The following is a 20,818-nucleotide window of genomic DNA, read 5'->3' as shown; positions in this document are numbered from 1 at the left end:
GAGAGCCGTGCGATAGACCCGCTTGCGATGGCTGTCGAGAATATTTATCAGCATACATGCTCGTCAGTGTTCTTTTTAGTTGTTTTAACTAAAAGACATAGCCTGGAAGTTCGATCCCATGCCTTTCCCGGATGGCGCAAACCCTGCGCCCCACCCAAGCCAGGCCCCCGCGATGCCGAGGCCGCCAGGCGCGCCTGCGGAGGTCAGCACGCAGGCCCTCCTGCGTGGGCAGCGCGAAATCACCATCCTGCACGGAAGCGACCGCTACCGCCTGCGGATCACCGCCAACGACAAGCTGATCCTCACCAAATGACCCGCGCGCCCGCCTCGACCCGCCGCGCCGCGCTCCTCGCCGCCGGCTGCGCGCTGATGGTCCGGCCCGTGCGGGCGGAAGCGCCGCGGGAGGAATCATCACGGGAGGAATCATCCCGGGAGGAATCATCCCGGGCGGAGGCATCACGGGCAGAGGCATCACGGGTAGAGGCGCCGGCCGTCCGCATCGCCTCCCTGGGGGGCGCCGTGACCGAGATCCTGTGGGCTCTCGGGGCCGCTCCGCGCATCGCCATCGTCGACACCACCAGCCTCTATCCGGCCGAGGTCCAGCGGCTGAAGCCGAATGCCGGCTACCTGCGGGCGCTCTCCGCCGAGGGTCTGCTCTCCGTGGCGCCCGATCTCGTCATCGCCGCCGAGGGGGCGGGCCCCCCGGCCGTGCTGGCCCTGGTGGCGGAGGCGGGCGTGCCGGTACGCTGGGTTCGGGAACCGCCCTCCGCCGAGGGGGTGCTGGAGAAGATCCGGCAGGTGGGCCGCCTCGCGGGGCTCGCGGCGGAGGCCGGCGGCCTCGCGCAGGCGGTGGCGGACCGCTTCACCGCCCTGGCGCAAGCGCGCCGCCGGGTCGAGCACCCGATCCCGGCCCTCGTCATTCTGTCCCTCGCCCATGGCCGGGTGATGGTCGGCGGGCGCAACTCCGCAGCGGACGGCATCCTGAAGCTCGCCGGGCTTCGCAACGCGGCCGCCGACCTCGAGGGCTTCAAGCCGATCACCGACGAGGCGATCGTGGCGGCCGCTCCGGATCTCGTCGTGATGATGGCGCCGGAGGGCACCCCGCCGACTCCGGAGACGGTGTTCGCGCCCGGAACCGCCCTGGGCCGGACCCCGGCGGCGGCCGCCCACGCGCTGGTGATCCTGGACGGGCTCACGCTCCTGGGATTCGGGCCGCGCACGCCCGAGGCGGCGGACACCCTGATGCGGCGCGCCTATCCGGACCTCCGGCATGGCTGAGGCGCGGGCCGCGAGGCCGTCCGGCGCGCGCAGGCCCGGCCTCGTCGTCTGGGCGATCCTCGGCCTGGTCCTCGCAGGCGCCGTGCTGATGTCCCTCGGCCTCGGCGCGGTCTCCATTCCTCCGGGCCGCGTCGCCGCAATTCTGCTGCATGGGGGAGGGGAGCCCGGCGGTGGCGATACCGGCGCCGCCCGCGATGCCCTGGTGATCCTCAACATCCGCCTGCCGCGCACCCTCCTGGGCCTCCTGGTGGGCGCGGGCCTCGCGGTGTCCGGCGCCCTGATGCAGGGCCTGTTCCGGAACCCGCTCGCCGACCCCGCCCTCGTCGGCGTCTCGGCCGGGTCCGGCCTCGGCGCCGCGACGGTGATCGTCCTCGGCGATCGCCTGCGCGCCGCCCTCGGCCTCGCCGGCCCGCTGCCCGATGCGATCCTTCCTGAAGCGATCCTGCCTGAAGCGATCCTGCCCGCCGCCGCGTTCCTGGGCGGGCTCGCCGCGACCCTCGCGCTCTACGTCGTGGCTTCCCGGGCCGGGCGGACCTCGGTGGCGACCCTGCTCCTGGCCGGGATCGCCCTGGCGGCCCTGGCCAGCGCACTCACCGGCCTCCTGGTCTATGCCAGCGACGACCGGCAGCTGCGCGATCTCACCTTCTGGCTGCTGGGCAGCCTCGGCGGAGCCACCTGGGCCAAGGTCCTGGCGAGCGCCCTCGCGATCCTGCCCGTCCTCGTCCTCGTGCCCTGGCTCGGGCGCGGGCTCAACGCCCTCGTGCTCGGCGAGGCCGAGGCCTTCCATCTCGGGATCGCGGTGGAACGGCTGAAGCGCCGCGTCATCCTGCTGGTCGCCCTGGCGGTGGGCGCGGGGGTCGCGGCAGCCGGCGTCATCGGCTTCGTCGGGCTCGTGGTGCCCCATGCCCTGCGCCTCCTCATCGGCCCGGAGCATCGCCGGCTGCTGCCCGCCTGCGCCGTCCTCGGCGGGACGCTGCTGGTGCTGGCGGACGTGGCGGCCCGCCTCGTGGTGGCGCCGGCCGAACTGCCGATCGGCATCGTCACGGCGCTCGTCGGCGCGCCCGCCTTCCTGTGGCTCCTGCTGGGCCGGTCGAGCGTGGCGCATGACTGAGCCCGCCCTGCTCGTCGGCCGCGGCCTGTCCTATGCGGCGGGCGGGCGGCGCCTGGTGGAGGCGGCCGATTTCGAGGCCGAACCCGGAACGGTGCAGGTCATCGTCGGCCCCAACGGCGCCGGCAAATCCACCCTGCTGCGGCTCCTCAGCGGCGAATTGCGGCCCCTGGCCGGCAGCCTCGCCTATGCGGGCGAACCGGCGGCAGAGATCCCGCCCTGGCGCCTCGCGACCCTGCGGGCGGTGATGCCGCAGGCGACGCGGCTGGCCTTCCCGTTCGCCGCCGCCGAGGTGGCGCGGATCGGCCTCGACGGCATCGGCCGCCGCCTCGACCGCCGGACCCGCGACGCGCTCCTGGCCGACGCGCTCCGGCGGGCGGACGTCACCCACCTGGCGGACCGGACCTACGCGACGCTGTCCGGCGGCGAGCAGGCCCGGGTGCAGTTCGCCCGCGCCCTGTGCCAGATCGCGGCCGGGCGAACGGTGGCGCCGCGGCAGGTGCTCTTCCTGGACGAGCCGACGGCGAGCCTCGATCTGCGCCACCAGACGGGACTGCTCGAGGCCGCCGCGCGGGTCGCCGCCGAGGGGGCCGCCGTGGTGGCGATCCTGCACGACCTCAACCTCGCGGCGGCCTATGCCGACCTCCTTCTGGTGATGGAGGCCGGACGGATCGTCGCCCGCGGCCCGCCGGCCGCGGTGATCCGGGACGATCTCCTGGCGCGGGTGTTCGGCGTGCCGTGGCGGGTCGGCCAGCTGCCGGAGCCCGGCCAGCCCTTCGTGCTGCCGCCGCGGCGTATGGCGGGAATGTCACAAGCACCCTTGGAATCAAGCGGATCTGGAATCCCTGCAGACTGACCCGCTGGCAGATCCGAATGCTTCCAGACTCAGGGCCGACACGGTCGCTTGACCCATCCCGGACCGGACCGCAGACCACCCGGACATCAGCCAGCCAGCCCTCCGCCAGCCAGCCAACGGTTCCCCTGCGCTCTGGGCGGATGCACCCATGTCTCGACTGTCTCACCGTGCCTGGCTGGCGCTCGGCGTCTCGATGACGGCGCTCGGCGCGGCGCAGGCACAGGACGCGACCTCGGCGCAGAGCCTGGCGCCGGCCCGGAGGGGGCCGCCCGGGGCCGATATCAGCCTCGACACCATCTCGGTCACCGCGACGAAGACCCCGGGCCGCGCGGTCGACGCCCTCTCGGGCACGAGCGTGGTCACCCGGGAGCAGATCGACCGCATCCAGCCGAGCCGCCTCTCGGAGGTGCTGCGCGACGTCCCCGGCGTCACCACGCAGGAGAACCCGAGCGATCCGGCCCAGGCGATCAACATCCGGGGCCTGCAGGATTTCGGGCGCGTCAACGTCCTGATCGACGGCGCGCGCCAGGACTTCCAGACCTCGGGCCACAGCGCCAACGGCGTGTTCTACCTCGATCCCGAACTGGTCGGCGGCGTCGACATCACCCGGGGTCCGACCGCCACCATCTACGGCTCGGGCGCGATCGGCGGCGTCGCGTCTTTCCGGACCCGGTCGATCGACGACATCCTGGCCCCCGACGAGACGGCCGGCGCCGTGCAGAAGCAGGGCTTCGGCACCAACGGCCAGCGCTTCGTGAACGCGACCGCGCTCGGCGCCCGCATCGGAACGGCGGCCGACGTGTTCGGGCAGTTCGTGTTCCGCAACAACGGCCCCTACCGCGAGGGCTTCGGCACGACGGTGCCGGACACCGGCAACGAACTGTCCGCGGGCCTCGCCAAGATCAATATCCGGCCCGCCGACGGCCACGAGATCAGCGGCACGGCCCTGTTGCAGCGCTTCGACTTCACCAATGCAGGCCCCAACAACGCCGGTGCGCGCTTCGCCAACGCGGTGCAGGCCGACACCTATACGCTGGGCTATCGATTCGCCCGGCCGGACGTGCCCCTGATCGATGTCAGCCTCAAGGGCTACGCCACCACCACGCATAACGACCTGACCTACCTGCAGGACACCGCGAGCGGCCTCTACGGCCGCCTCGGCACCCGGGCGGGCGACCGCATCACCTACGACCTCGAGACCACGGGCTTCGACGCCCACAACACGGCCCGCTTCGACACAGGGCCCTTGCGCCACGCCCTCACGGTCGGCGGCGATCTGGTTCAGAATCGTGTGCGCACCAGCGACCGGGCCGGCGGCTTCGGCGGCGCCTTCACGCCCTCGGGGTCGCGCACCCTCGCCGGCGCCTTTGTGCAGGACGAGATCCGCTACGCCGACTGGCTCCGGGTGATCGGCGCCCTGCGCTACGACACCTACGCGCTGTCGGGGGGCGCCTATCGCTCCAGCGGCGACCGGGTCTCGCCCAAGATCACCGTGGGGGTCTCGCCCTTCGCCGGCATCGAGGTCTACGGCACCTACGCCGAGGGCTACCGCGCGCCCTCGATCACCGAGACGCTGGTCCAGGGCATCCACCCCTTCCCGGCCTTCAGCATCCTGCCGAACCCGGCCCTGCGCCCGGAGGTGGCCCGCACGGTCGAGGGCGGCGTCAACCTGAGATACAACGAGGTGCTGGTCCCCGGCGACGTGTTCCGCGCCAAGCTCAACGTCTTCCAGAATGAGATCGACGACTTCATCAACATGGAGGCGGTGGGACCGACCTACTTCGTGCCCGCCCTCGCGGGCATCCCGGCCTCGATCTGCGCCCGGATTCCGGGGCGCTTCCCCTGCGTCATCCCGGTCCAGTCGTTCCAGTACCGCAACATCGCGCAGGGCGAGCTCTCGGGGGTCGAGCTCGAGGGCGCCTACGATTGGGGTGGCGGCTTCGTCTCCCTCGCGGCCACCCACACCGAGGGCCGCGACAGGGCCACCCGCCAGACCCTCCTCACCGTGCCGCCCGACCGGATCAGCACCACCCTGGGCCTGCGCTTCCTCGACGACCGCCTGACCGTCGGCTCCCGCCTGAACCTCGTCGACGCCCGCACCGACGTCCCGCCCGGCGCCACCATCCTGGCGACCAAGGCCTACGCGCTGGTGGATTTCTTCGCCTCCTACCGGATCAACGACCGGATCAAGGCGGATTTCATCCTGCAGAACGCCTTCGACAAGCGCTACACCCAGTACCTCAACGCCTTGCCGAACCCCGGCCTCGTCGCCAAGGCGGCGATCAGCATCACGTTCGCGACCCGGTGACGACCGTCATCGACGCTGGGACTGGGGTTGGGGTTGGGTCCGGGGTCAACCGGGAAGCCGGCGGGGGCGTCACCGGGACGACGCTCCGGGGCGGCGAAGCCTGAGATCGCCGGCGTTGTGTCAGCCGGACGGGTTGCTTTCGGGCCGCCCCGGAGGGAGCGTCGGCGTGACAGGATCGAAACGCATGTCGAAGGCCCGATTCCGATCGTCCGGCGCGCGGGGGCTGGCGGTGGCCGCCGGCCTGCTCCTCACCGCCCGTCCGCTTCCTGCGCTGTCCGCCGCGTCATCCTTCGGGCTCAGCGAGGACGCCACATCGATCACGGTGAACACCGGGGCGGGCCTCGTGTTCACGGTCCGGAGCGGGGCCGCGGACGGCTCCGGCAAGGGGGTCGGCGACATCGTGTCGATGCGCTGGCACGACGTCGAATATCAGGATCCCGCGAAGGGCAGTCAGGTCAATATCGGCTTCCCGGGCCTGTACGAGGGGCAGACGACCGCCAGCGTCGCGGCGACGCGCGTCGATGCCGATCATATCAAGGTGACGGTCCGGGCCGGCGACCTGATCCACGCCTACATGGCCAGGCGCGGCGTGGCGACGATCTTCATGGCGACCACCTTCACGCGCGAACCGCGCCTGGGCCTGGTGCGCTACATCGCGCGACTCCGGCGCGCGGTGCTGCCCGAGGGGCCGGAGCCGTCGAACCTGACGGGGACCGACCGTCTGGTCGAGGCGCATGACGTGTTCGGGCGGCCCGACGGCCAGACCCGCTCCAAGCATTATTCGAACCTGCGCCTCAAGGACTGGCGCTTCTTCGGCGCGCGCGGGCCGGGCGTGGCCGCCTGGATGGTGCGCGACGACAACGAGGGCGGATCGGGCGGGCCGTTCTACCGCAGCCTGCTCGATCAGGGCACCGATACGGATCAGGAACTGACCTACATCGTGAATTACGGCGAGGCGCAGACCGAGCCGTTCCGGACCGGCATCCTCGACGGCTACGCCCTGGCGTTCACGACGGGCGGGACGCCCGATCCGCTCGACACGTCCTGGTTCGGCCGCATGGGCCTGACGGGATACGTCGCTCCGGAGGCGCGCGGGACGGTCACCGGCGCCGGCCTCGACGGCATGGATGCGGCCTTCGGCTACACCATCGGCTTCGCCAACGCGCAGGCCCAATACTGGACCGAGGCCCGACCGGGCGCGGGGACCTTCGCGCGGGAGGGCCTGCTGCCCGGGACCTATCGGCTCACGGTCTACAAGTCGGAACGCGCGGTGGCGGCGCGCGACGTCGACGTGCGCGCGGGAACGACCACGTCCCTTCCCACCCTCCGGATCGACGCCGATCCCGCCCGCGACAAGGCGATCTGGCGCATCGGCACCTGGGACGGGACGCCGTCCGGGTTTCTCAACGGCGACCGGGTGACGACCATGCATCCCTCCGACATCCGGATGGCGCCGTGGTCGACGCCGCCGTTCGTGGTCGGTCAATCCCAGGCGGCGACCGGATTTCCCGCCTATCAGTGGGCGGACGTCAACACGCCCGTGCGGATCCGCTTCACCCTGACCCGGCCGCAGGTCGCCGCCATGACGCTGCGCATCGGCATCACCGCGGCCTTCGCGGGCGCCAGGCCGGCGGTCGCCCTCAACGGCTGGCAAGCGCCGCCGCAGGTCTCCACCCCGCAGCCCCGGAGCCGCACGCTGACGGTCGGCACCTATCGCGGCAACAACCGGATCTACGCCATCGCGCTCCCGGCCTCCGCGCTGCGCGTCGGCCGGAACGAACTCCGTCTCGCGATCGCGAGCGGCATCCGGGGCATCGGCTTTCTCAGCCCCGGCCTGTCCTACGACGCCATCGACCTGATCCCCGCGACCCCCGCCGCAGAACGCACTCCGGACGGCACCACCGTCAGCGGACAACCCGCGGGCGCCGGGCGATCCGGCTCGGGACAGGACGGAGGCTGATAGCCGAACGGCCGGAGGGTCGAGCGCCGGACTGTCAAGCCCAAGTCGATCCAGCTCTCAGCGGCGCCTGGGGCGCCGTGGCGGGCGCATTTCGGGGAAGAACTTGGCGGAAACGAAACTGGCGGAAGGGGTGGGATTCGAACCCACGGTGGGCTTTCACCCACGGCGGTTTTCAAGACCGCTGCCTTAAACCACTCGGCCACCCTTCCGTCCGGGCGGTTCTATCGGAGATCGGGCGCCGCGGAAATCGAAAAACGCGCCGATCGGGGCTCGGCCGAGTCCGAGGATCCGGCAAGTCCCAGGGATTGGCCAGCCCTGGAACAGACCACATTCCAGGACCGGGCGTGTCAGGGCGCCAGGCGGGTGAGGCGGTCGAGGAGGGCGCGGTCGTGGAGGAGGGCCATGCGCTCCTTCGGGGTGAGCCAGGCCTGGGCCTCGGCGAGGGCGTCGGCCTCCACCACCTTGGCCTGGGCCAGCGCGCGGTCCGGGTCGATGGCGCCGCGCGGGCGCGGGGCGGTCTCGGGCAGCATCATGGCGTGGGCCTGCGCCAGGCCGGCATCGGCGTGGAGCGCCCGGAGCGCATCCGCGTCGTCGAGGCCGGCCTCGGCGTTGCGCCGGCTGAGGGCGCCCGCCTGCACGGCGATGGTCGGGGGCGTGCGCTCCTCCGGGGTCATCAGCAGGCCGAGGCGCTTCAGGGCCAGCCCGAGGCCGAGCTGGCCGCTGGCCCAGGAGATCGGGATCGCCAGCACGAGGCCCAGGATGGTGGGCGACATCCAGAGGAACAGCGAGGTGGCGATGGCGAAGGCGGCTACGCCGGTGATCAGCCCGAGGGCCATGTGCCAGCGGTGGCGCCGGACGATGTCGGCCCAGGGGATCGAGCCGTCGTCGCGTCGCTGCGGGTTCCAGCCGGTGTCGCGGCCGAGCAGGATCTGGAACACCGAGCCCGACTGGATCAGCATCGCGATCGGGGCGATCAGGGCCGAGAGCAGGATCTCGATCAGGCTCGAGAGCACGAGGCGGATGGCTCCGCCGCAGGCCCGGCGCACCGGCCCGTCGATCAGCGCGAGGGCCAGTCCCAGAAACTTCGGCGCCAGCAGGATGCCCATGGTCAGCCCGAAGAGCTGGAGCGCGCGAACCGGGTCGAAGCGCGGCCAGACCGGATAGAGACCGAACTCGCTCGTGAAGTATTCCGGCCGCACATAGGCGGTCTGGAACACCAGGGCGATACCCACCACCAGCTGGGCCAGCCACAGGGGCGAGGCGACGTAGCCGGCGATGCCGGTGGCGAAGTGCTGGCGCGAGGCGAGCGCCAGGCCCGCGGTGCCGATGATGCGGCTGTGCTGGAGGTTGCCCTGCGCCCAGCGCCGGTCGCGCACCGCGACGTCGATGAGCGAGGGCGGGCTCTCCTCGTAGGAGCCGGGCAGCGCCGGCAGCATGGTCACGCTCCAGCCGGCCCGCCGGATCAGCGCCGCCTCCACGAAGTCGTGGCTGAGCACGTGGCCGCCGAAGGGCGGCTTGCCCTTCAGGTCCGGCAGGCCGCAGGCTGCCGCGAAGGCGCAGGTGCGGATGATGGCGTTGTGGCCCCAGTAATTGCCGTCGCGGCCGGACCAGACCGACAGGCCCGTGGCGATCACCGGCCCGTAGATGCGCGCGGCGAATTGCTGGACGCGGGCAAACAGCGTGTTGCGGTTGATGATCAGCGGCAGCGACTGGATGATGCCGGCATCCGGGTCCGCCTCCATGGCGGCGGCCAGATGGACCACGCAGGCGCCGGTCATCAGGCTGTCGGCGTCGAGCACCAGCATGTGGTCGTAGGCGCCCCCCCAGCGGGCGACGAAGTCGCCGATGTTGCCGGCCTTGCGATGGTGGTTCTTCGGGCGGTGGCGATAGTAGAGCCGGGGCTCCGCGCCCCAGCGGGCGCGCAGATCCAGGAAGGCGCGCTCCTCGGCGATCCAGGCATCCCCTTGGGTCGAATCCGACAGCACGAAATAGTCGAACGCGTCGCCGTGGCCGGTGGCGTCGATCTCGGCCCGCATCGCCTCGAGGCCCGCGAAGGTGCGGGCGGTGGCCTCGTTGTAGACCGGCATCACCACCGCGGTCCGGGTGGCGAGACGCGCCGGCAGGGCCGGGGTCTTCAAGCCCCGCAGCAACACGAGGAAGCCCAGGATCGCGCCCATGAAGGCCAGCGCGATCCAGGAGAAGTTCAGGGTGAAGAGCGCGAGCAGCACGTATTGCAGCGCCGTGGTGCCGCCCGAGACCGCCACCACCTCGTACATCTGCATCGCCCCGTAGGCGGTCAGCAGCGCCGCCCCGCCGAAGACGAAGGCGCGGGCGAGCCAGGGCCTGCCGTGGCGCACCGGCCGGTGGCCGGTGGCCGGGTCCCAGCGCACGAGGTCCTGCACCGGCATCGGCAGCGGCGCCTCGGGCGGCATCGCGGGGGCGAAGGAGGCAGCGGTCGGGGCTGCGACCGGCGCGGCCACGTCGGGGGAGAGCGGGGATGCGGTCACGGGGTCCAACGGTAGAGCCAGGTTTCGGTCAGAGGCGTGCCGGCGCGCTGCAGGGCGAGCCGCAATTCGCAGGACTTCTCGCCCTTCGGGTCGAGCTCGAAGGCCACCCGCAGGGTGTCGCGCTCGGGGTAGCGGTACAGGGTGCTCGACGTGATCGCCCCGGAGGCCGCGCTCAGCTGGGTCTGGAGGTCGTCGGGGGCGGCGAGCCCCTGGCCCGTGAAGTCCACCAGGAACAGGCGCCGGTTCTCGGGCCCGCGCCCGCTGCGGGTGCCCGAGACCAAGGCGACGGGCGGCGGCTCGGGGGGCTGCCAGCACCAGTGCTGGCGGTAGCTGAACGGCATCTCGGCCCCGGCCGCGAGGGTCGCCTTCGGGCGCCAATAGGCCAGCACGTTCTCGTTGAACTCGGAATCGCTCGGGATCTCGAGAAGCATCACGGCGCCGGGCCCCCAGGCGCCGAGGGGCTCGAGCCAGAGCGAGGGGCGCCACTCCCAGTGCTGCACGTCGTCCTGGAAGTCCCTGTAGTCGCGCGCCCGCTGCATCAGGCCGAAGCCTTTCGGGTTCTCGTCCACGAAGGAGGAGATCTGCAGGGTCTCGGGGTTGTGCACCGGGCGCCAGATCGCCTCGCCGGCGCCGGTGCGGATCTGCAGGCCGCCGCTGCTATAGGCGCCGGCCCGGGCATCGTCGGACCCGCGCCGGTCGTGCGGGCCGAACAGGTAGCTGGTGGTCATGCCGCCCAGGCCCAGATGGTCGATGGCGGCGCGGGCGAAGACCGTGCCCTCGACGTCGCAGAGCGAAGCGTCCCCGGCGCGCAGGCTCATGCGCAGGGCGGCCGTGGCGGAGGGGGAATCCACCAGCGCGTGCAGGACGAGGGGGCCGCCGGGACCGGGCCGCTCGATCCAGATCGCGCGGAATTCGGGGAATTCCTCGCCCCGGGCGTCGGCCGGGCGCAGGGTCAGCGCCCGCGCCGTGACCCCGAACCCCTGGCCGGTGGCGAGCAGGCGAAAGAACGACGCCCCCTGGAACATGGCGAAGTCGCTGAGGTCGCCGCCCCGGAAACGGGCGCGGATGCGAAAGCCCGAATAGCCGGGGTCGTCCTTGAAGGCCGGGAGCGCCACGCCCTCGGTCTCGAACCGCGCCGGATCGTAGGGCAGAGCGCGCACGGTGCCGTCCTCGATCAACGCGAGCGCCACGCGGGAGCGGAACACCGAGCCGCGATGCAGGGGCTCCAGGGTGAAGCCCAGGGCCGCCTCGGCCCAGACCGCGCTGCCGGGTCGGGTGCGGATGGCGGCGTATTGCTCGCGGTTGAGGCCCGCCAGGGCTTCGGGCAGGTCGTCGGTGCGCGGCGCCGCGTAGGCACGCTTGGCCAGGGCCCGGGCGAGGTCGGTGACGAGTCCGGGCTGGAACGGCGTGCCGTCCGCCGGAAGGGCGGGGGCCTCGTCGGCGGCGGCGGCCCCCGGCAGGGCCGCGAGCCCGCCGGCCAGGGCCGCGAAACCGACCTGCCGCAGAACGGTGCGGCGGCTGGGGCCGGTGCAGCCGCCGGGGCTGCGGGCGGACGGGTCGTCGAGGAGATCCGGGTTCGGCGGCGTCATCAGGTCCGTGTGGTCGGCGCGGGCGCGCGGAAAAGGCAAGGGCGTTGCAAGGGCGTTAAGGCGAGGGCGTTGGGGATCGGGGCTTGCGGAGGTTGAGGTTCGTATGTGTCTACCATGCCGAGCCCTGAACCGGGGGTTAAGCCGTCCCGAACCGCGCCGGTCAACGCCGAAAGCGTCCGGACCGTTCGGCCCGGGCCGGGTCAAAGCTTAGTCGCGAGATCCGATCACGCGACGGATACTGCCGAAAGACGGCGGCAGGTCCGCATCGATGCAGGTCCGCATCGATGAAGCCCGGCCCGATCGCGCCCGGACTTGAAACAGCCCCATCCGCGCTTTAGCCGACGGGGAGCAACAGCTTGGCCCGCGGCGGACCCCTCGATGACCGATCAGACGACCCCGAACGCAGACCGCAGCCTCACCGCCATCGTGCTGGCCGCCGGCAAGGGCACGCGGATGCGCTCGGACCTGCCGAAGGTGCTGCACCGGGTGGCCGGCCGGACCCTGCTCGGGCACGTGCTGACGGCCGCGCAGGGGGCCGGCGCGACCCGGATCGCCGTGGTGGCGGAGCCGGGGCAGGCGGCGGTCGCCCGCGAGATCGCCACCCTGGCGCCCGGTGCCGCCGTCTATCCGCAGGCCGAACGCCTCGGCACCGCTCACGCGGTGCTGGCCGCCCGGGCCGCCCTGGAGGCGGGCGACGACGACGTGGTGATCGCCTTCGGCGACACGCCGCTGATCACCGCCGACACCCTGGCGCGCCTGCGCGCGCCGCTGGCCCAGGGCGCGGCCGTGGCGGTGCTGGCCTTCGAGAGCCCGAATCCCACCGGCTACGGCCGGGTGCTGACCGACGGGGACCGCGTGCTGGCGATCCGCGAGGAGAAGGATGCGAGCCCGGCCGAGCGCGCCGTCACCCTGTGCAATGCCGGCCTGATGGCCCTGTCCGGCCCCCATGCGCTCTCTCTCCTGACCCGCATCGGCAACGCCAATGCGGCGGGCGAATACTACCTGCCCGATGCGGTCGCCCTCGCGGTGGCGGACGGCCTGCCGGTCGCGGTGGTGCCGGTGGCGGAGGCCGAGGCGCAGGGGGTCAACGACCGGGTCCAGCTCGCGGTGGCCGAGGCCGAGATCCAGGGGCGCCTGCGCCGCGCCGCCCAGATCGCGGGGGCGACGCTGATCGCGCCCGAAACGGTTTTCTTCAGCATCGACACGGTGTTGGGGCGTGATGTTCTGGTGGAACCTCACGTGGTGTTCGGGCCCAACGTGACGGTCGGCGATGCGTGCGTGGTGCACAGCTTCTCGCATCTGGAGGGCGCCACCCTGGCGGCCGGCGTGCAGATCGGCCCCTATGCCCGCCTGCGCCCGGGAGCGGTGCTGGAAGCGGGCGCCCGCATCGGCAACTTCGTCGAGATCAAGAACGCCCGGATGGGCGCCGGCGCCAAGGCCAACCACCTGACCTATGTGGGGGACGCCGAGGTGGGGGCGGGGGCCAATCTCGGAGCCGGCACCATCACGTGCAACTATGACGGGGTGAACAAGCATCGCACCACGATCGGGGCGGGGGCCTTCATCGGCTCGAACACCGCGCTGGTGGCGCCGGTCAGCGTCGGCGCCGGCGCCATCGTGGGGGCCGGCTCGGTGATCGCCTCAGACGTGCCGGAGGAGGCCCTGGCGGTCTCGCGCGGGCGCCAGCGCACCCTGCCCGGCTGGGCGCCGGGCAAGCGGGCGGCGCTCCAGGCGGAGAAGGTGGCGCGGGCCACGAAATCGCAGCCGTGACGCCGGCGTGGGATTCGTCCCGGCCGACCAAGGCTGCAAGCCCTCGTTCAGCATTGTCGGGGCAGGCTCCAGACGAGGCTTGGCAGGCTCCGGACGGGGCTTGGCGAGCCGTGGGGCACGCGGCTGGCGCGCGGCTGTCCCGATCCGGTACAAGCCGGGACCATGCGTTCGCGTCCGGGCTCCGCGCCGGACATCCGCCTGCCATCGCGTCCGGGCTCCGCGCCGGACATCCGAGAGACACCTGAGAGACACCAACCCATGTGCGGAATCGTTGGCATCGTCGGGCGGGACGCCGTGGCCGGGCAGCTGGTGGAAGCCCTGCGCCGGCTCGAATATCGCGGCTACGATTCGGCCGGCATCGCCACCCTGACGCAGGGGCACCTGGAGCGCCGGCGCGCCGAGGGCAAGCTCGCCAACCTGGAGATGCGCCTGCGCGACGCGCCGCTCGGCGGCAGCATCGGCATCGGCCACACCCGCTGGGCCACGCATGGCCGTCCCAACGAGACCAACGCGCATCCGCACGCCACGACACGCGTCGCCGTCGTGCATAACGGCATCATCGAGAACTTTCGCGCGCTGAAGGCCGAGTTGCAGGGCCAGGGCGTGCGCTTCGAGAGCGAGACCGACACCGAGGTGGTGGCCCAGCTCGTCAGCCACGCCCTGGAGGGGGGCCTGGGTCCGGTCGAGGCGGTGGCGGCCTGCCTGCCGCGCCTGCACGGGGCCTTCGCGCTCGGCTTCATCTTCACCGGCCACGACGACCTTCTCATCGGCGCCCGCCACGGCGCCCCCCTGGCGATCGGGTTCGGCGAGGGCGAGACCTATCTCGGCTCGGACGCCCTGGCGCTGGCCCCCTTCACCCAGGAGATCACCTACCTGGACGAGGGCGACTGGGCCATCCTGACCCGGGACGGGGCCGAGATCCGCGACCAGGACGGCCAGCCCGTCACCCGCGAGCGTCAGCGCATCGTCGCCCAGGCCTACCGGGTGGAGAAGGGCAACCATCGCCACTTCATGGCCAAGGAGATCCACGAGCAGCCCGAGGTGGTCGGCCGCACGCTGGCCCATTACGTCGATCTCGCCAACGGCCGCGTGGCCCTGCCCGAGGCCCTGCCCTTCGACTTCGCCAAACTCTCGCGGATCTCGATCACGGCCTGCGGCACCGCCTATTATGCCGGGCTCGTCGCCAAATACTGGTTCGAGAGCCTGGCCCGCCTCCCCGTGGAGATCGACGTCGCCTCGGAGGCGCGCTACCGCGAGCCGCCGCTGGACCGGGACGGCCTCACCCTGGTGATCTCGCAATCGGGCGAGACCGCCGACACCCTGGCCTCCCTGCGCTACGCCAAGGGGCAGGGCCAGCACACGCTCGCCGTGGTCAACGTGCCGACCTCCACCATCGCGCGCGAGGCCTCCGCGACCGTGCCGACCCTGGCCGGCCCCGAGATCGGGGTCGCCTCCACCAAGGCGTTCTCGTGCCAGCTCACGGTGCTGCTGTGTCTCGCCATCCATGCTGGCCGGGCGCGCGGCACCGTGAGCCCGGAGGAGGAGCGCCGCCTCGTCGACGCGCTGATCACGGTGCCGGGCCTGATGGCCGACGCGACCAAGCTGGAAGGCCCGATCGAGGTCCTGGCCCGCGAGGTCTCGAAGGCCCGCGACGTGCTCTACCTGGGGCGCGGCACCAGCTATCCGATGGCGCTGGAGGGTGCCCTGAAGCTCAAGGAAATCAGCTACATCCACGCGGAAGGTTATGCGGCGGGTGAACTCAAGCACGGCCCCATCGCCCTCATCGACGAGAGCGTGCCGGTGATCGTCATCGCGCCCCACGATGCGATCTTCGAGAAGACGGTGTCGAACATGCAGGAGGTGGCCGCCCGCGGCGGCCGCATCATCCTGATCGGCGACGCCAAGGGCGCGGCGGCCGCCGGCCTCGACACCATGGCCACCGTGACGATGCCGGACCTCGATCCGGTGGTGGCCCCCATCGTCTACGCGGTGCCGATCCAGCTCATCGCCTACCACACCGCCGTCTTCATGGGCAAAGACGTCGACCAGCCGCGCAACCTCGCGAAATCCGTCACGGTGGAATAGGCCCATCACGGTCGATTCGGGGGTTCCGATATCAAAAGGGACGCGACGACCAACCGGTCCGCGCGTCCCTTTTCCGTAGGCCGGGCGCTCGCTCCTTCGAGCGCTTGGCGCCCGGCCGTGATCATGCGGAGGACTACTCGGCTGGCTGGAGAGCCGGCAGCTCCGAGTCGAGCGGCATCGGGTTGCCGCCGAGCGCCGCCGCGAGCTTGACGTCGTCGACCTCGCCCTCCCAGCGGGCGACCACGATGCAGGCCACCGCGTTGCCGATGAAGTTGGTGAGCGCGCGGCACTCGGACATGAAGCGGTCGACGCCGAGGATCAGCGCCATGCCGACCACCGGCACCGAGGGCACCACCGCGAGGGTCGCCGCCAGGGTGATGAACCCGGAGCCGGTGACGCCGGCCGCGCCCTTGGAGGACAGCATCGCCACGAGGAGCAGGAGGCCCTGTTCGCCGTAGGTGAGGGGCGTGTCTGTGGCCTGCGCGATGAACAAAGCCGCCATGGTCATGTAGATGTTGGTGCCGTCGAGATTGAACGAGTAGCCGGTCGGGACCACGAGGCCGACGACGGGCTTCGAGCAGCCGGCGCGCTCCATCTTCTCGAGCAGCGAGGGCAGGGCGGACTCGGAGGACGAGGTGCCGAGCACCAGCATCAGCTCTTCCTTGATGTAGCGGATGAGCTTGAGGATCGAGAAGCCGTTGTAGCGGGCGACGAGGCCGAGCACGCCGAGCACGAAGATCGCCGAGGTCAGGTAGAAGGCGCCGACCAGGTAGGCGAGGTTGGCGAGCGAGGCGATGCCGTACTTGCCGATGGTGAAGGCCATGGCGCCGAAGGCGCCGATGGGAGCGACCTTCATGATGATGTTGACGACGCCGAAGATGGCTTCCGACAGCACCTTGATGATGTCGAGGACCGGCTTGCCCCGGTCGCCCAGGAAGGCGAGGCCGAAGCCGAACAGCACCGAGAAGAACAGCACCTGGAGGATCTCGCCGCCCGAGAACGCCCCCACCGCCGTGGTCGGGATGATGTTCATCAGGAAGTCGGTGATGGACTGCGTCTTCGCCTTGTCGGCGTACATCGCGATCGACTTCGGATCGAGCGACTTCGGATCGATGTGCATGCCCGCGCCCGGCTGGACGAGGTTCGCCACGATCAGGCCGACGATGAGCGCCAGGGTGGAGAAGGTGATGAAGTAGATCAGCGCCTTGCCGCCGACGCGGCCGACCTTCTCCAGGTTGGTCATGCCGGCGATGCCGGAGACCACGGTGAGGAAGATCACCGGCGCGATGATCATCTTGACGAGCTTGATGAAGGCGTCGCCGAGCGGCTTCATGTCGGCGCCGACCTGCGGGTAGAAGTGTCCCAGCGCGATGCCGATCGCCACCGCGACCAGGACCTGGAAATACAGGGTCCGGTAGAGCGGCCGGGGCTTCGGCGGATCGTGGGGCGCGGTGAGGGGCAGTGGTACGGTGGCCATGAGGGCGTTCTCCCGGTGGGTCTCGCGAAGGATGTCGGTTCGGGTCCAGGGGCTCGCCCCGGTTCCGTCCGTTCTTGATCTTGGTCTTGGTCTTGGTCTTGGTCTCGAACCGATGGGCCTCGGCCGCCGGAGATCCGGCGGCGTCCGCGTCCCGGTCGGCAGCCCCGCGGGAAGCGCAGGGCTGCGTTACCGCCTCGGAATGGCAACCGGCATGCCAGATGCCGGCAGGCCGGAACTTTTTGTTAAGTCCTCGAAACGAAGATGCTTTTTGCCTGCGATGCCCGTGATGCCGTGGCGCGGGTCTGCGGAAACTCGGACGCGGTCCGGGAATCCTGTCCGGAAATTCGCAGCGGTTCGGACCCGATGAGGCGCGAGGCCGGACCGCATGGGCGGCTGCACGTGCCGAGCCGCCGGAGCCTCGTCCTGCTGGCGAGCCTGGCGGCCATCCTGCTCGCCGCCTGGTCGGCCGGACGGGTCGCCGAGCGCTGGGCCCTGGCGGATCTGCGCCGCACCGCCCAGGCCGCCCTCGGGCTGCAGGTCGGGGCGTTGCGGGCCGAGATGCAGAAGCAGGCCTCGCTGCCTCTCGCCCTCGCGGCCGACCCGGAGATCGCCGCCGCGGCCGCCGCGACCTCGGGAGACCCGTCGTCCCGCCCACTCCTCGACCGCGTGAACCGGCGGCTGGCCCAGGTGGCCGAGGCCACCGGCTCGGCGGTGATCTACGTGATCCGGCCCGACGGCATCACGGTGGCGGCCAGCAATGCGGGCACCTCCGGCAGCTTCCTCGGCCGGGACTACGCGTTCCGGCCCTATTTCCGGCAGGCCATGCAGGACGGGGTCGGCTCGCAATTCGCCCTCGGTACCGTGAGCGGCCGCGCCGGCCTCTACCTCTCGCGCCGGATCGGGACGGCCGGCGGCGTCGTGGTGGTCAAGATCGAGTTCGCGGCGGTCGAGGCCGCCTGGCGCCGGGCCGGCGACGGGGTGTTCGTCGCCGATGGGCGCGGCATCGTCCTGGTGGCGAGCGACCCGGCCTGGCACCTGGCCACCCTGCGGCAGATCGACGAGACCGAGCGCAGCCGCATCCGCGAGGCCCGGGAGTTCGGCGACAGCCCCCTTCCGGCCATGCCGCTCTACCCCATCGCGGGCACCACCGACCTGGTGCGGGTGGGGCAGGGCGGGCAGCCGGCGCGGGCCGCGCTCCTCCTCGACGCGCCGATCCCCGGCACGGGCTGGCGCCTCTTCACCCTGACGCCCCTCGGCCACGCGGTGGAGCGCGAGCGGGCCCAGGCCTGGATCATCGCCGCCCTGGTCACCGGCTTCGCCTGCCTCGGCCTCAGCGCCCTGGCGGGCCGCGGCCGGCGCAACCGGGAGCGCCTCGCCCAGGCCTCGGCGCAGCGGGACATCCTCGAGGCCCGCGTCGGCGAGCGGACCCGGGAATTGACCGACGCCAACCGGATGCTGCGGCTCGAGATGGAGGAGCGCCGGCGGGCGGAGGCCGAGCGCGAGCGCCTGGGCCGCGAACTCGCTCAGGCCGGACGCCTGGCGGCCCTGGGCCAGTTCGCCGCCAGCATGGCCCACGAGATCAACCAGCCGCTCGCGGCCATCCGCTCCTACGCCGACAACGCCGCCATCCTGGTCCGGCGCGGCCGGACCGACGAGGCGGAGGAGAACGCCTTCGCCATCGGGCGGCTCACCGACCGCATCGGCGGCCTCACCCGCCAGCTCAAGGGCTTCGCCCGGCGCTCCTCCGGCAGGCGCGAGCCGGTGGTGCTGGCCGAGATCCTGCACAACGGCCTGGAGCTGGTGGCGGCCCGGGCGGCGGCGGCCGGCATCCCGCTCACGGTGCAGACGGGGCCGGCCGGCCTGCGGGTCCTGGGCGACGGGCCGCGCCTCGAACAGGTGGTCGTGAACCTGCTGCAGAACGCCCTCGACGCGGTGGCGGGCCAGCCCCCCGGACACGGCAGCCCGGCGGGCCCGCGCGTCGATCTGCACGCCTCGGCCGAGGCCCCGGACCGCGTCCGCGTCGAGGTCCGGGACAACGGCCCGGGCATGCCCGAGGCCGTCCGGGCGCAGGTCTTCGACGCCTTCTTCACCACCAAGTCGGACGGGCTCGGGCTGGGGCTCGCCATCGCCCGCGGAATCGTCGAGGATTGCGGCGGCAGCCTGACGGTCCTCGACGATCCCGCGGGGGGCACGATCTTCCGCATGCATCTTCAGAAATCTCATTGATAGTCATGCACTTAGCTCCTAGTTGATGTGCTCTACCCACATTTTAACCCACATAGTGTCTTAGGACAGGGGCGGCTGGTGGCGAACTGCGGCGGACGGCAGTGTTGCCGCACCTGGAACAGGATCTGCGTCAGATCCATTCACCGTGGTGATCTCTATTCCGCGGTTGGACTGAGGCATCCAGGCTGTCTTGCTCGGTGCCCCGAAAGCCCGTCAATTGTTAGAAATCTTTGTTATGGCCGGAAGCATCGTTTCTCTGATGCTCATCTCCGGTGCCATCCTTTGGTCGGTGCAGATCAAATCGGATTGATGCCGGCAGGCGCGACATCTGCGCGCCGCACCGAACGAACAGCCTGTCTGGCACTTTCCTAGAGGTCGGTCTGAGGATCGACCGTCCACGCCCCTATGCTCGGCTTCCCCCCGTTTTCGAGCGGGCGTGGACGACAATCCTCGCACTAAGATCCGACTGCGTGGCGCGAGCCGACAGGCGGCACAGCCACCTCCCTTGCCGGCAGTTCCAGACCCGCAGCCTTTAACCGATCCTCGGCCCGGCCGACGTAGAAGGCGGCGCTCCGCATATCGCGGCGGGCGGCCCTGATGAGCCAGGAGTGATAGAGATCGTGGATCAGGCGCATAGGGCGATGACCTCCCGGAGGACGTCAGCTGCAAGCAGAACGGCAGGGCCGCCGTTCTCCAGTTTGCCCATGTCGCCTAACTCGCGCAGGGCGAGACGAGCTTTGGCCTGCACATCGGCTAGCGTGGCGGACGGTTGCTCATAGGCCGCCTCAAAGGCTTCCCAGTAGCGCCCGTTTTCGAGGCTCATCTTCTCTTCGGGCCAATGCTCGACGCCTGCGGTCGCATTGATCCATGCGCCTTGTTGGATCGCGAAGTTGCATTGCCTGACAATGTCGGACGGTACGGCGGCTAAGGCGATGCCGGGGGCGGTGAGCGCCGGCAGGGTGGCAAGACCACCGATCAAGGCGCGACGGGATGTGAGGGCACTCATAGGCGTCCCTTCCGCCAATCGCAGCCAGCGGCCGACAGGATAAGGGCTGCACGAGACGAGGCAGGGTTCTCGCCCTCTCGACCGTGATAGCGCCCGGCTTCGTTGATCATCGACACATAGTCGAAGGCCCGACCGGTGGCACGGTCCAGGATGGCAAACCGATCGTCCGGGTTGATCTCACTGCGTGAACCGTAGCGCTCCCATTGCAGCCAGCGGCGTTCGTAGAAGAGCCACGTGTCGTAGGTTTCGAGCAGCCTGTCGTTGACGGGCTCGGCCACTGCGCTGGGGCTGCCGATGAGGGCCACGCTGCCACCGATGAGCGGAAGCGTGGTGAGGCCAGATAGGAAATTCCGGCGGGATGCGGAGCCGGTCATGCGCTCACTCCTTCCAGCAAGGCAGCATCGGCAGCGAACTGCGCAGCGATGCGAGTGCGGAGAGCGGCGAGCGCCTGGCGCTCATCATCGATCTGGCGCTGTCGCATTTCCCACGAGGGAGCTTCGTTCGACCGCATGGCGCGGATCGCGAGCGTCACGGGGCCGGGCTGCGGTTTGCGCAGGCGACCGCGTTCACCGGCACGAGCCGGTGTGATAGGGGCTTGGATAGCCATTTTCGTTCCTCAGAAGCGTGGATGGTTAGGGCCAAGTGGAA

The 20,818-nt window shown here is 71.1% G+C and carries 15 protein-coding genes and 1 tRNA gene; 9 read left to right on the top strand and 7 right to left on the bottom strand.

Annotated features, from left to right (window positions below; genetic code table 11):
* Positions 1–172: 172 nt before the first annotated feature.
* The 6 genes from ASF57_RS25090 to ASF57_RS21985 all read left to right on the top strand — a co-directional run bounded on the left by ASF57_RS25090 (position 173) and on the right by ASF57_RS21985 (position 7,510).
* Positions 173–313 (top strand): hemin uptake protein HemP, encoded by a 141-nt coding sequence (locus tag ASF57_RS25090; protein ID WP_200935910.1) that lies wholly within the window; start codon positions 173–175, stop codon positions 311–313.
* Entirely contained in the window at positions 310–1,278 is a 969-nt protein-coding gene (locus ASF57_RS22005; protein WP_056487402.1) for an ABC transporter substrate-binding protein, read from the top strand. The genes ASF57_RS25090 and ASF57_RS22005 overlap by 4 nt, the downstream gene beginning before the upstream one ends.
* A complete protein-coding gene (locus tag ASF57_RS22000; protein ID WP_056487395.1) occupies positions 1,271–2,389 on the top strand; it encodes an iron ABC transporter permease in 1,119 nt (372 codons plus the stop codon). The genes ASF57_RS22005 and ASF57_RS22000 overlap by 8 nt, the downstream gene beginning before the upstream one ends.
* Entirely contained in the window at positions 2,382–3,242 is an 861-nt protein-coding gene (locus ASF57_RS21995; protein WP_056487389.1) for a heme ABC transporter ATP-binding protein, read from the top strand. Before ASF57_RS22000 ends, ASF57_RS21995 begins: the two co-directional genes overlap by 8 nt.
* Positions 3,243–3,390: 148 nt before the next feature.
* Positions 3,391–5,550 (top strand): TonB-dependent hemoglobin/transferrin/lactoferrin family receptor, encoded by a 2,160-nt coding sequence (locus ASF57_RS21990; RefSeq protein ID WP_056487385.1) that lies wholly within the window; start codon positions 3,391–3,393, stop codon positions 5,548–5,550.
* Positions 5,551–5,734: 184 nt separating this feature from the next.
* Complete coding sequence (locus tag ASF57_RS21985; RefSeq protein WP_082504272.1) at positions 5,735–7,510, top strand: rhamnogalacturonan lyase B N-terminal domain-containing protein; 1,776 nt, start codon at positions 5,735–5,737, stop codon at positions 7,508–7,510.
* A 119-nt stretch (positions 7,511–7,629) separates the two neighbouring features.
* Here ASF57_RS21985 and ASF57_RS21980 read toward each other — a convergent pair.
* The 3 genes from ASF57_RS21980 to ASF57_RS21970 form a co-directional block, all read right to left on the bottom strand.
* Positions 7,630–7,719 (bottom strand) — tRNA-Ser (locus tag ASF57_RS21980).
* A gap of 138 nt (positions 7,720–7,857) precedes the next feature.
* Positions 7,858–9,990, bottom strand: coding sequence for a glucans biosynthesis glucosyltransferase MdoH (mdoH, locus tag ASF57_RS21975; RefSeq protein ID WP_056487382.1), 2,133 nt, complete (start codon positions 9,988–9,990; stop codon positions 7,858–7,860).
* Between the two features lie 23 nt (positions 9,991–10,013).
* Positions 10,014–11,606 (bottom strand): glucan biosynthesis protein D, encoded by a 1,593-nt coding sequence (locus ASF57_RS21970; RefSeq protein WP_056487549.1) that lies wholly within the window; start codon positions 11,604–11,606, stop codon positions 10,014–10,016.
* Positions 11,607–11,984: 378 nt separating this feature from the next.
* Between ASF57_RS21970 and glmU the strand changes: the two genes are divergently transcribed.
* Both glmU and glmS read left to right on the top strand, forming a co-directional pair.
* Positions 11,985–13,376 carry a bifunctional UDP-N-acetylglucosamine diphosphorylase/glucosamine-1-phosphate N-acetyltransferase GlmU gene (gene glmU, locus ASF57_RS21965; protein WP_056487380.1) on the top strand — a complete coding sequence of 464 codons (1,392 nt, stop codon included), beginning with the start codon at positions 11,985–11,987 and terminating at the stop codon, positions 13,374–13,376.
* Between the two features lie 258 nt (positions 13,377–13,634).
* Positions 13,635–15,461: a glutamine--fructose-6-phosphate transaminase (isomerizing) gene (glmS, locus tag ASF57_RS21960; protein ID WP_056487373.1), complete on the top strand. Its 1,827-nt coding sequence runs from the start codon at positions 13,635–13,637 to the stop codon at positions 15,459–15,461.
* A gap of 133 nt (positions 15,462–15,594) precedes the next feature.
* Here the strand turns inward: glmS and ASF57_RS21955 are convergent, their stop codons facing one another.
* On the bottom strand, positions 15,595–16,938 hold the full coding sequence (locus ASF57_RS21955) for a dicarboxylate/amino acid:cation symporter (protein WP_056181080.1): 1,344 nt from the start codon (positions 16,936–16,938) through the stop codon (positions 15,595–15,597).
* Positions 16,939–17,301: 363 nt separating this feature from the next.
* Here ASF57_RS21955 and ASF57_RS21950 point away from each other — a divergent pair, with 363 nt between their 5' ends.
* Positions 17,302–19,164, top strand: a complete 1,863-nt coding sequence (locus ASF57_RS21950; RefSeq protein ID WP_056487370.1) for an ATP-binding protein — start codon at positions 17,302–17,304, stop codon at positions 19,162–19,164.
* A 625-nt stretch (positions 19,165–19,789) separates the two neighbouring features.
* On the opposite strand, the gene ASF57_RS21940 is transcribed toward ASF57_RS21950, so the two are convergent.
* The 3 genes from ASF57_RS21940 to ASF57_RS26020 are packed head-to-tail and all read right to left on the bottom strand — an operon-like array spanning position 19,790 to position 20,777.
* Positions 19,790–20,170, bottom strand: coding sequence for a hypothetical protein (locus tag ASF57_RS21940; RefSeq protein WP_056487363.1), 381 nt, complete (start codon positions 20,168–20,170; stop codon positions 19,790–19,792).
* Complete coding sequence (locus tag ASF57_RS21935; protein WP_056487360.1) at positions 20,167–20,544, bottom strand: hypothetical protein; 378 nt, start codon at positions 20,542–20,544, stop codon at positions 20,167–20,169. Before ASF57_RS21935 ends, ASF57_RS21940 begins: the two co-directional genes overlap by 4 nt.
* Positions 20,541–20,777, bottom strand: a complete 237-nt coding sequence (locus ASF57_RS26020; protein ID WP_156376274.1) for a hypothetical protein — start codon at positions 20,775–20,777, stop codon at positions 20,541–20,543. The genes ASF57_RS21935 and ASF57_RS26020 overlap by 4 nt, the downstream gene beginning before the upstream one ends.
* Positions 20,778–20,818: the final 41 nt, after the last annotated feature.

Origin of the sequence: Methylobacterium sp. Leaf117, from assembly GCF_001422985.1 — a bacterium.
In the GTDB taxonomy this organism is placed as follows: Bacteria; Pseudomonadota; Alphaproteobacteria; order Rhizobiales; family Beijerinckiaceae; genus Methylobacterium.
Note: the sequence above shows the minus strand (reverse complement) of the source record. Positions and strands in the feature narration are given on the sequence as shown.

Excerpts from the sequence above, each read along its gene's own strand:
- ASF57_RS25090 (WP_200935910.1), top strand. The coding sequence starts at position 173 with ATGCCGAGGCCGCCAGGCGCGCCTGCGGAGGTCAGCACGCAGGCCCTC.
- ASF57_RS22005 (WP_056487402.1), top strand. The coding sequence starts at position 310 with ATGACCCGCGCGCCCGCCTCGACCCGCCGCGCCGCGCTCCTCGCCGCC.
- ASF57_RS22000 (WP_056487395.1), top strand. The coding sequence starts at position 1,271 with ATGGCTGAGGCGCGGGCCGCGAGGCCGTCCGGCGCGCGCAGGCCCGGC.
- ASF57_RS21995 (WP_056487389.1), top strand. The coding sequence starts at position 2,382 with ATGACTGAGCCCGCCCTGCTCGTCGGCCGCGGCCTGTCCTATGCGGCG.
- ASF57_RS21990 (WP_056487385.1), top strand. The coding sequence starts at position 3,391 with ATGTCTCGACTGTCTCACCGTGCCTGGCTGGCGCTCGGCGTCTCGATG.
- ASF57_RS21985 (WP_082504272.1), top strand. The coding sequence starts at position 5,735 with ATGTCGAAGGCCCGATTCCGATCGTCCGGCGCGCGGGGGCTGGCGGTG.
- ASF57_RS21970 (WP_056487549.1), bottom strand. The coding sequence starts at position 11,606 with ATGACGCCGCCGAACCCGGATCTCCTCGACGACCCGTCCGCCCGCAGC.
- glmU (WP_056487380.1), top strand. The coding sequence starts at position 11,985 with ATGACCGATCAGACGACCCCGAACGCAGACCGCAGCCTCACCGCCATC.
- glmS (WP_056487373.1), top strand. The coding sequence starts at position 13,635 with ATGTGCGGAATCGTTGGCATCGTCGGGCGGGACGCCGTGGCCGGGCAG.
- ASF57_RS21955 (WP_056181080.1), bottom strand. The coding sequence starts at position 16,938 with ATGGCCACCGTACCACTGCCCCTCACCGCGCCCCACGATCCGCCGAAG.
- ASF57_RS21950 (WP_056487370.1), top strand. The coding sequence starts at position 17,302 with ATGAGGCGCGAGGCCGGACCGCATGGGCGGCTGCACGTGCCGAGCCGC.
- ASF57_RS21940 (WP_056487363.1), bottom strand. The coding sequence starts at position 20,170 with ATGAGTGCCCTCACATCCCGTCGCGCCTTGATCGGTGGTCTTGCCACC.
- ASF57_RS21935 (WP_056487360.1), bottom strand. The coding sequence starts at position 20,544 with ATGACCGGCTCCGCATCCCGCCGGAATTTCCTATCTGGCCTCACCACG.
- ASF57_RS26020 (WP_156376274.1), bottom strand. The coding sequence starts at position 20,777 with ATGGCTATCCAAGCCCCTATCACACCGGCTCGTGCCGGTGAACGCGGT.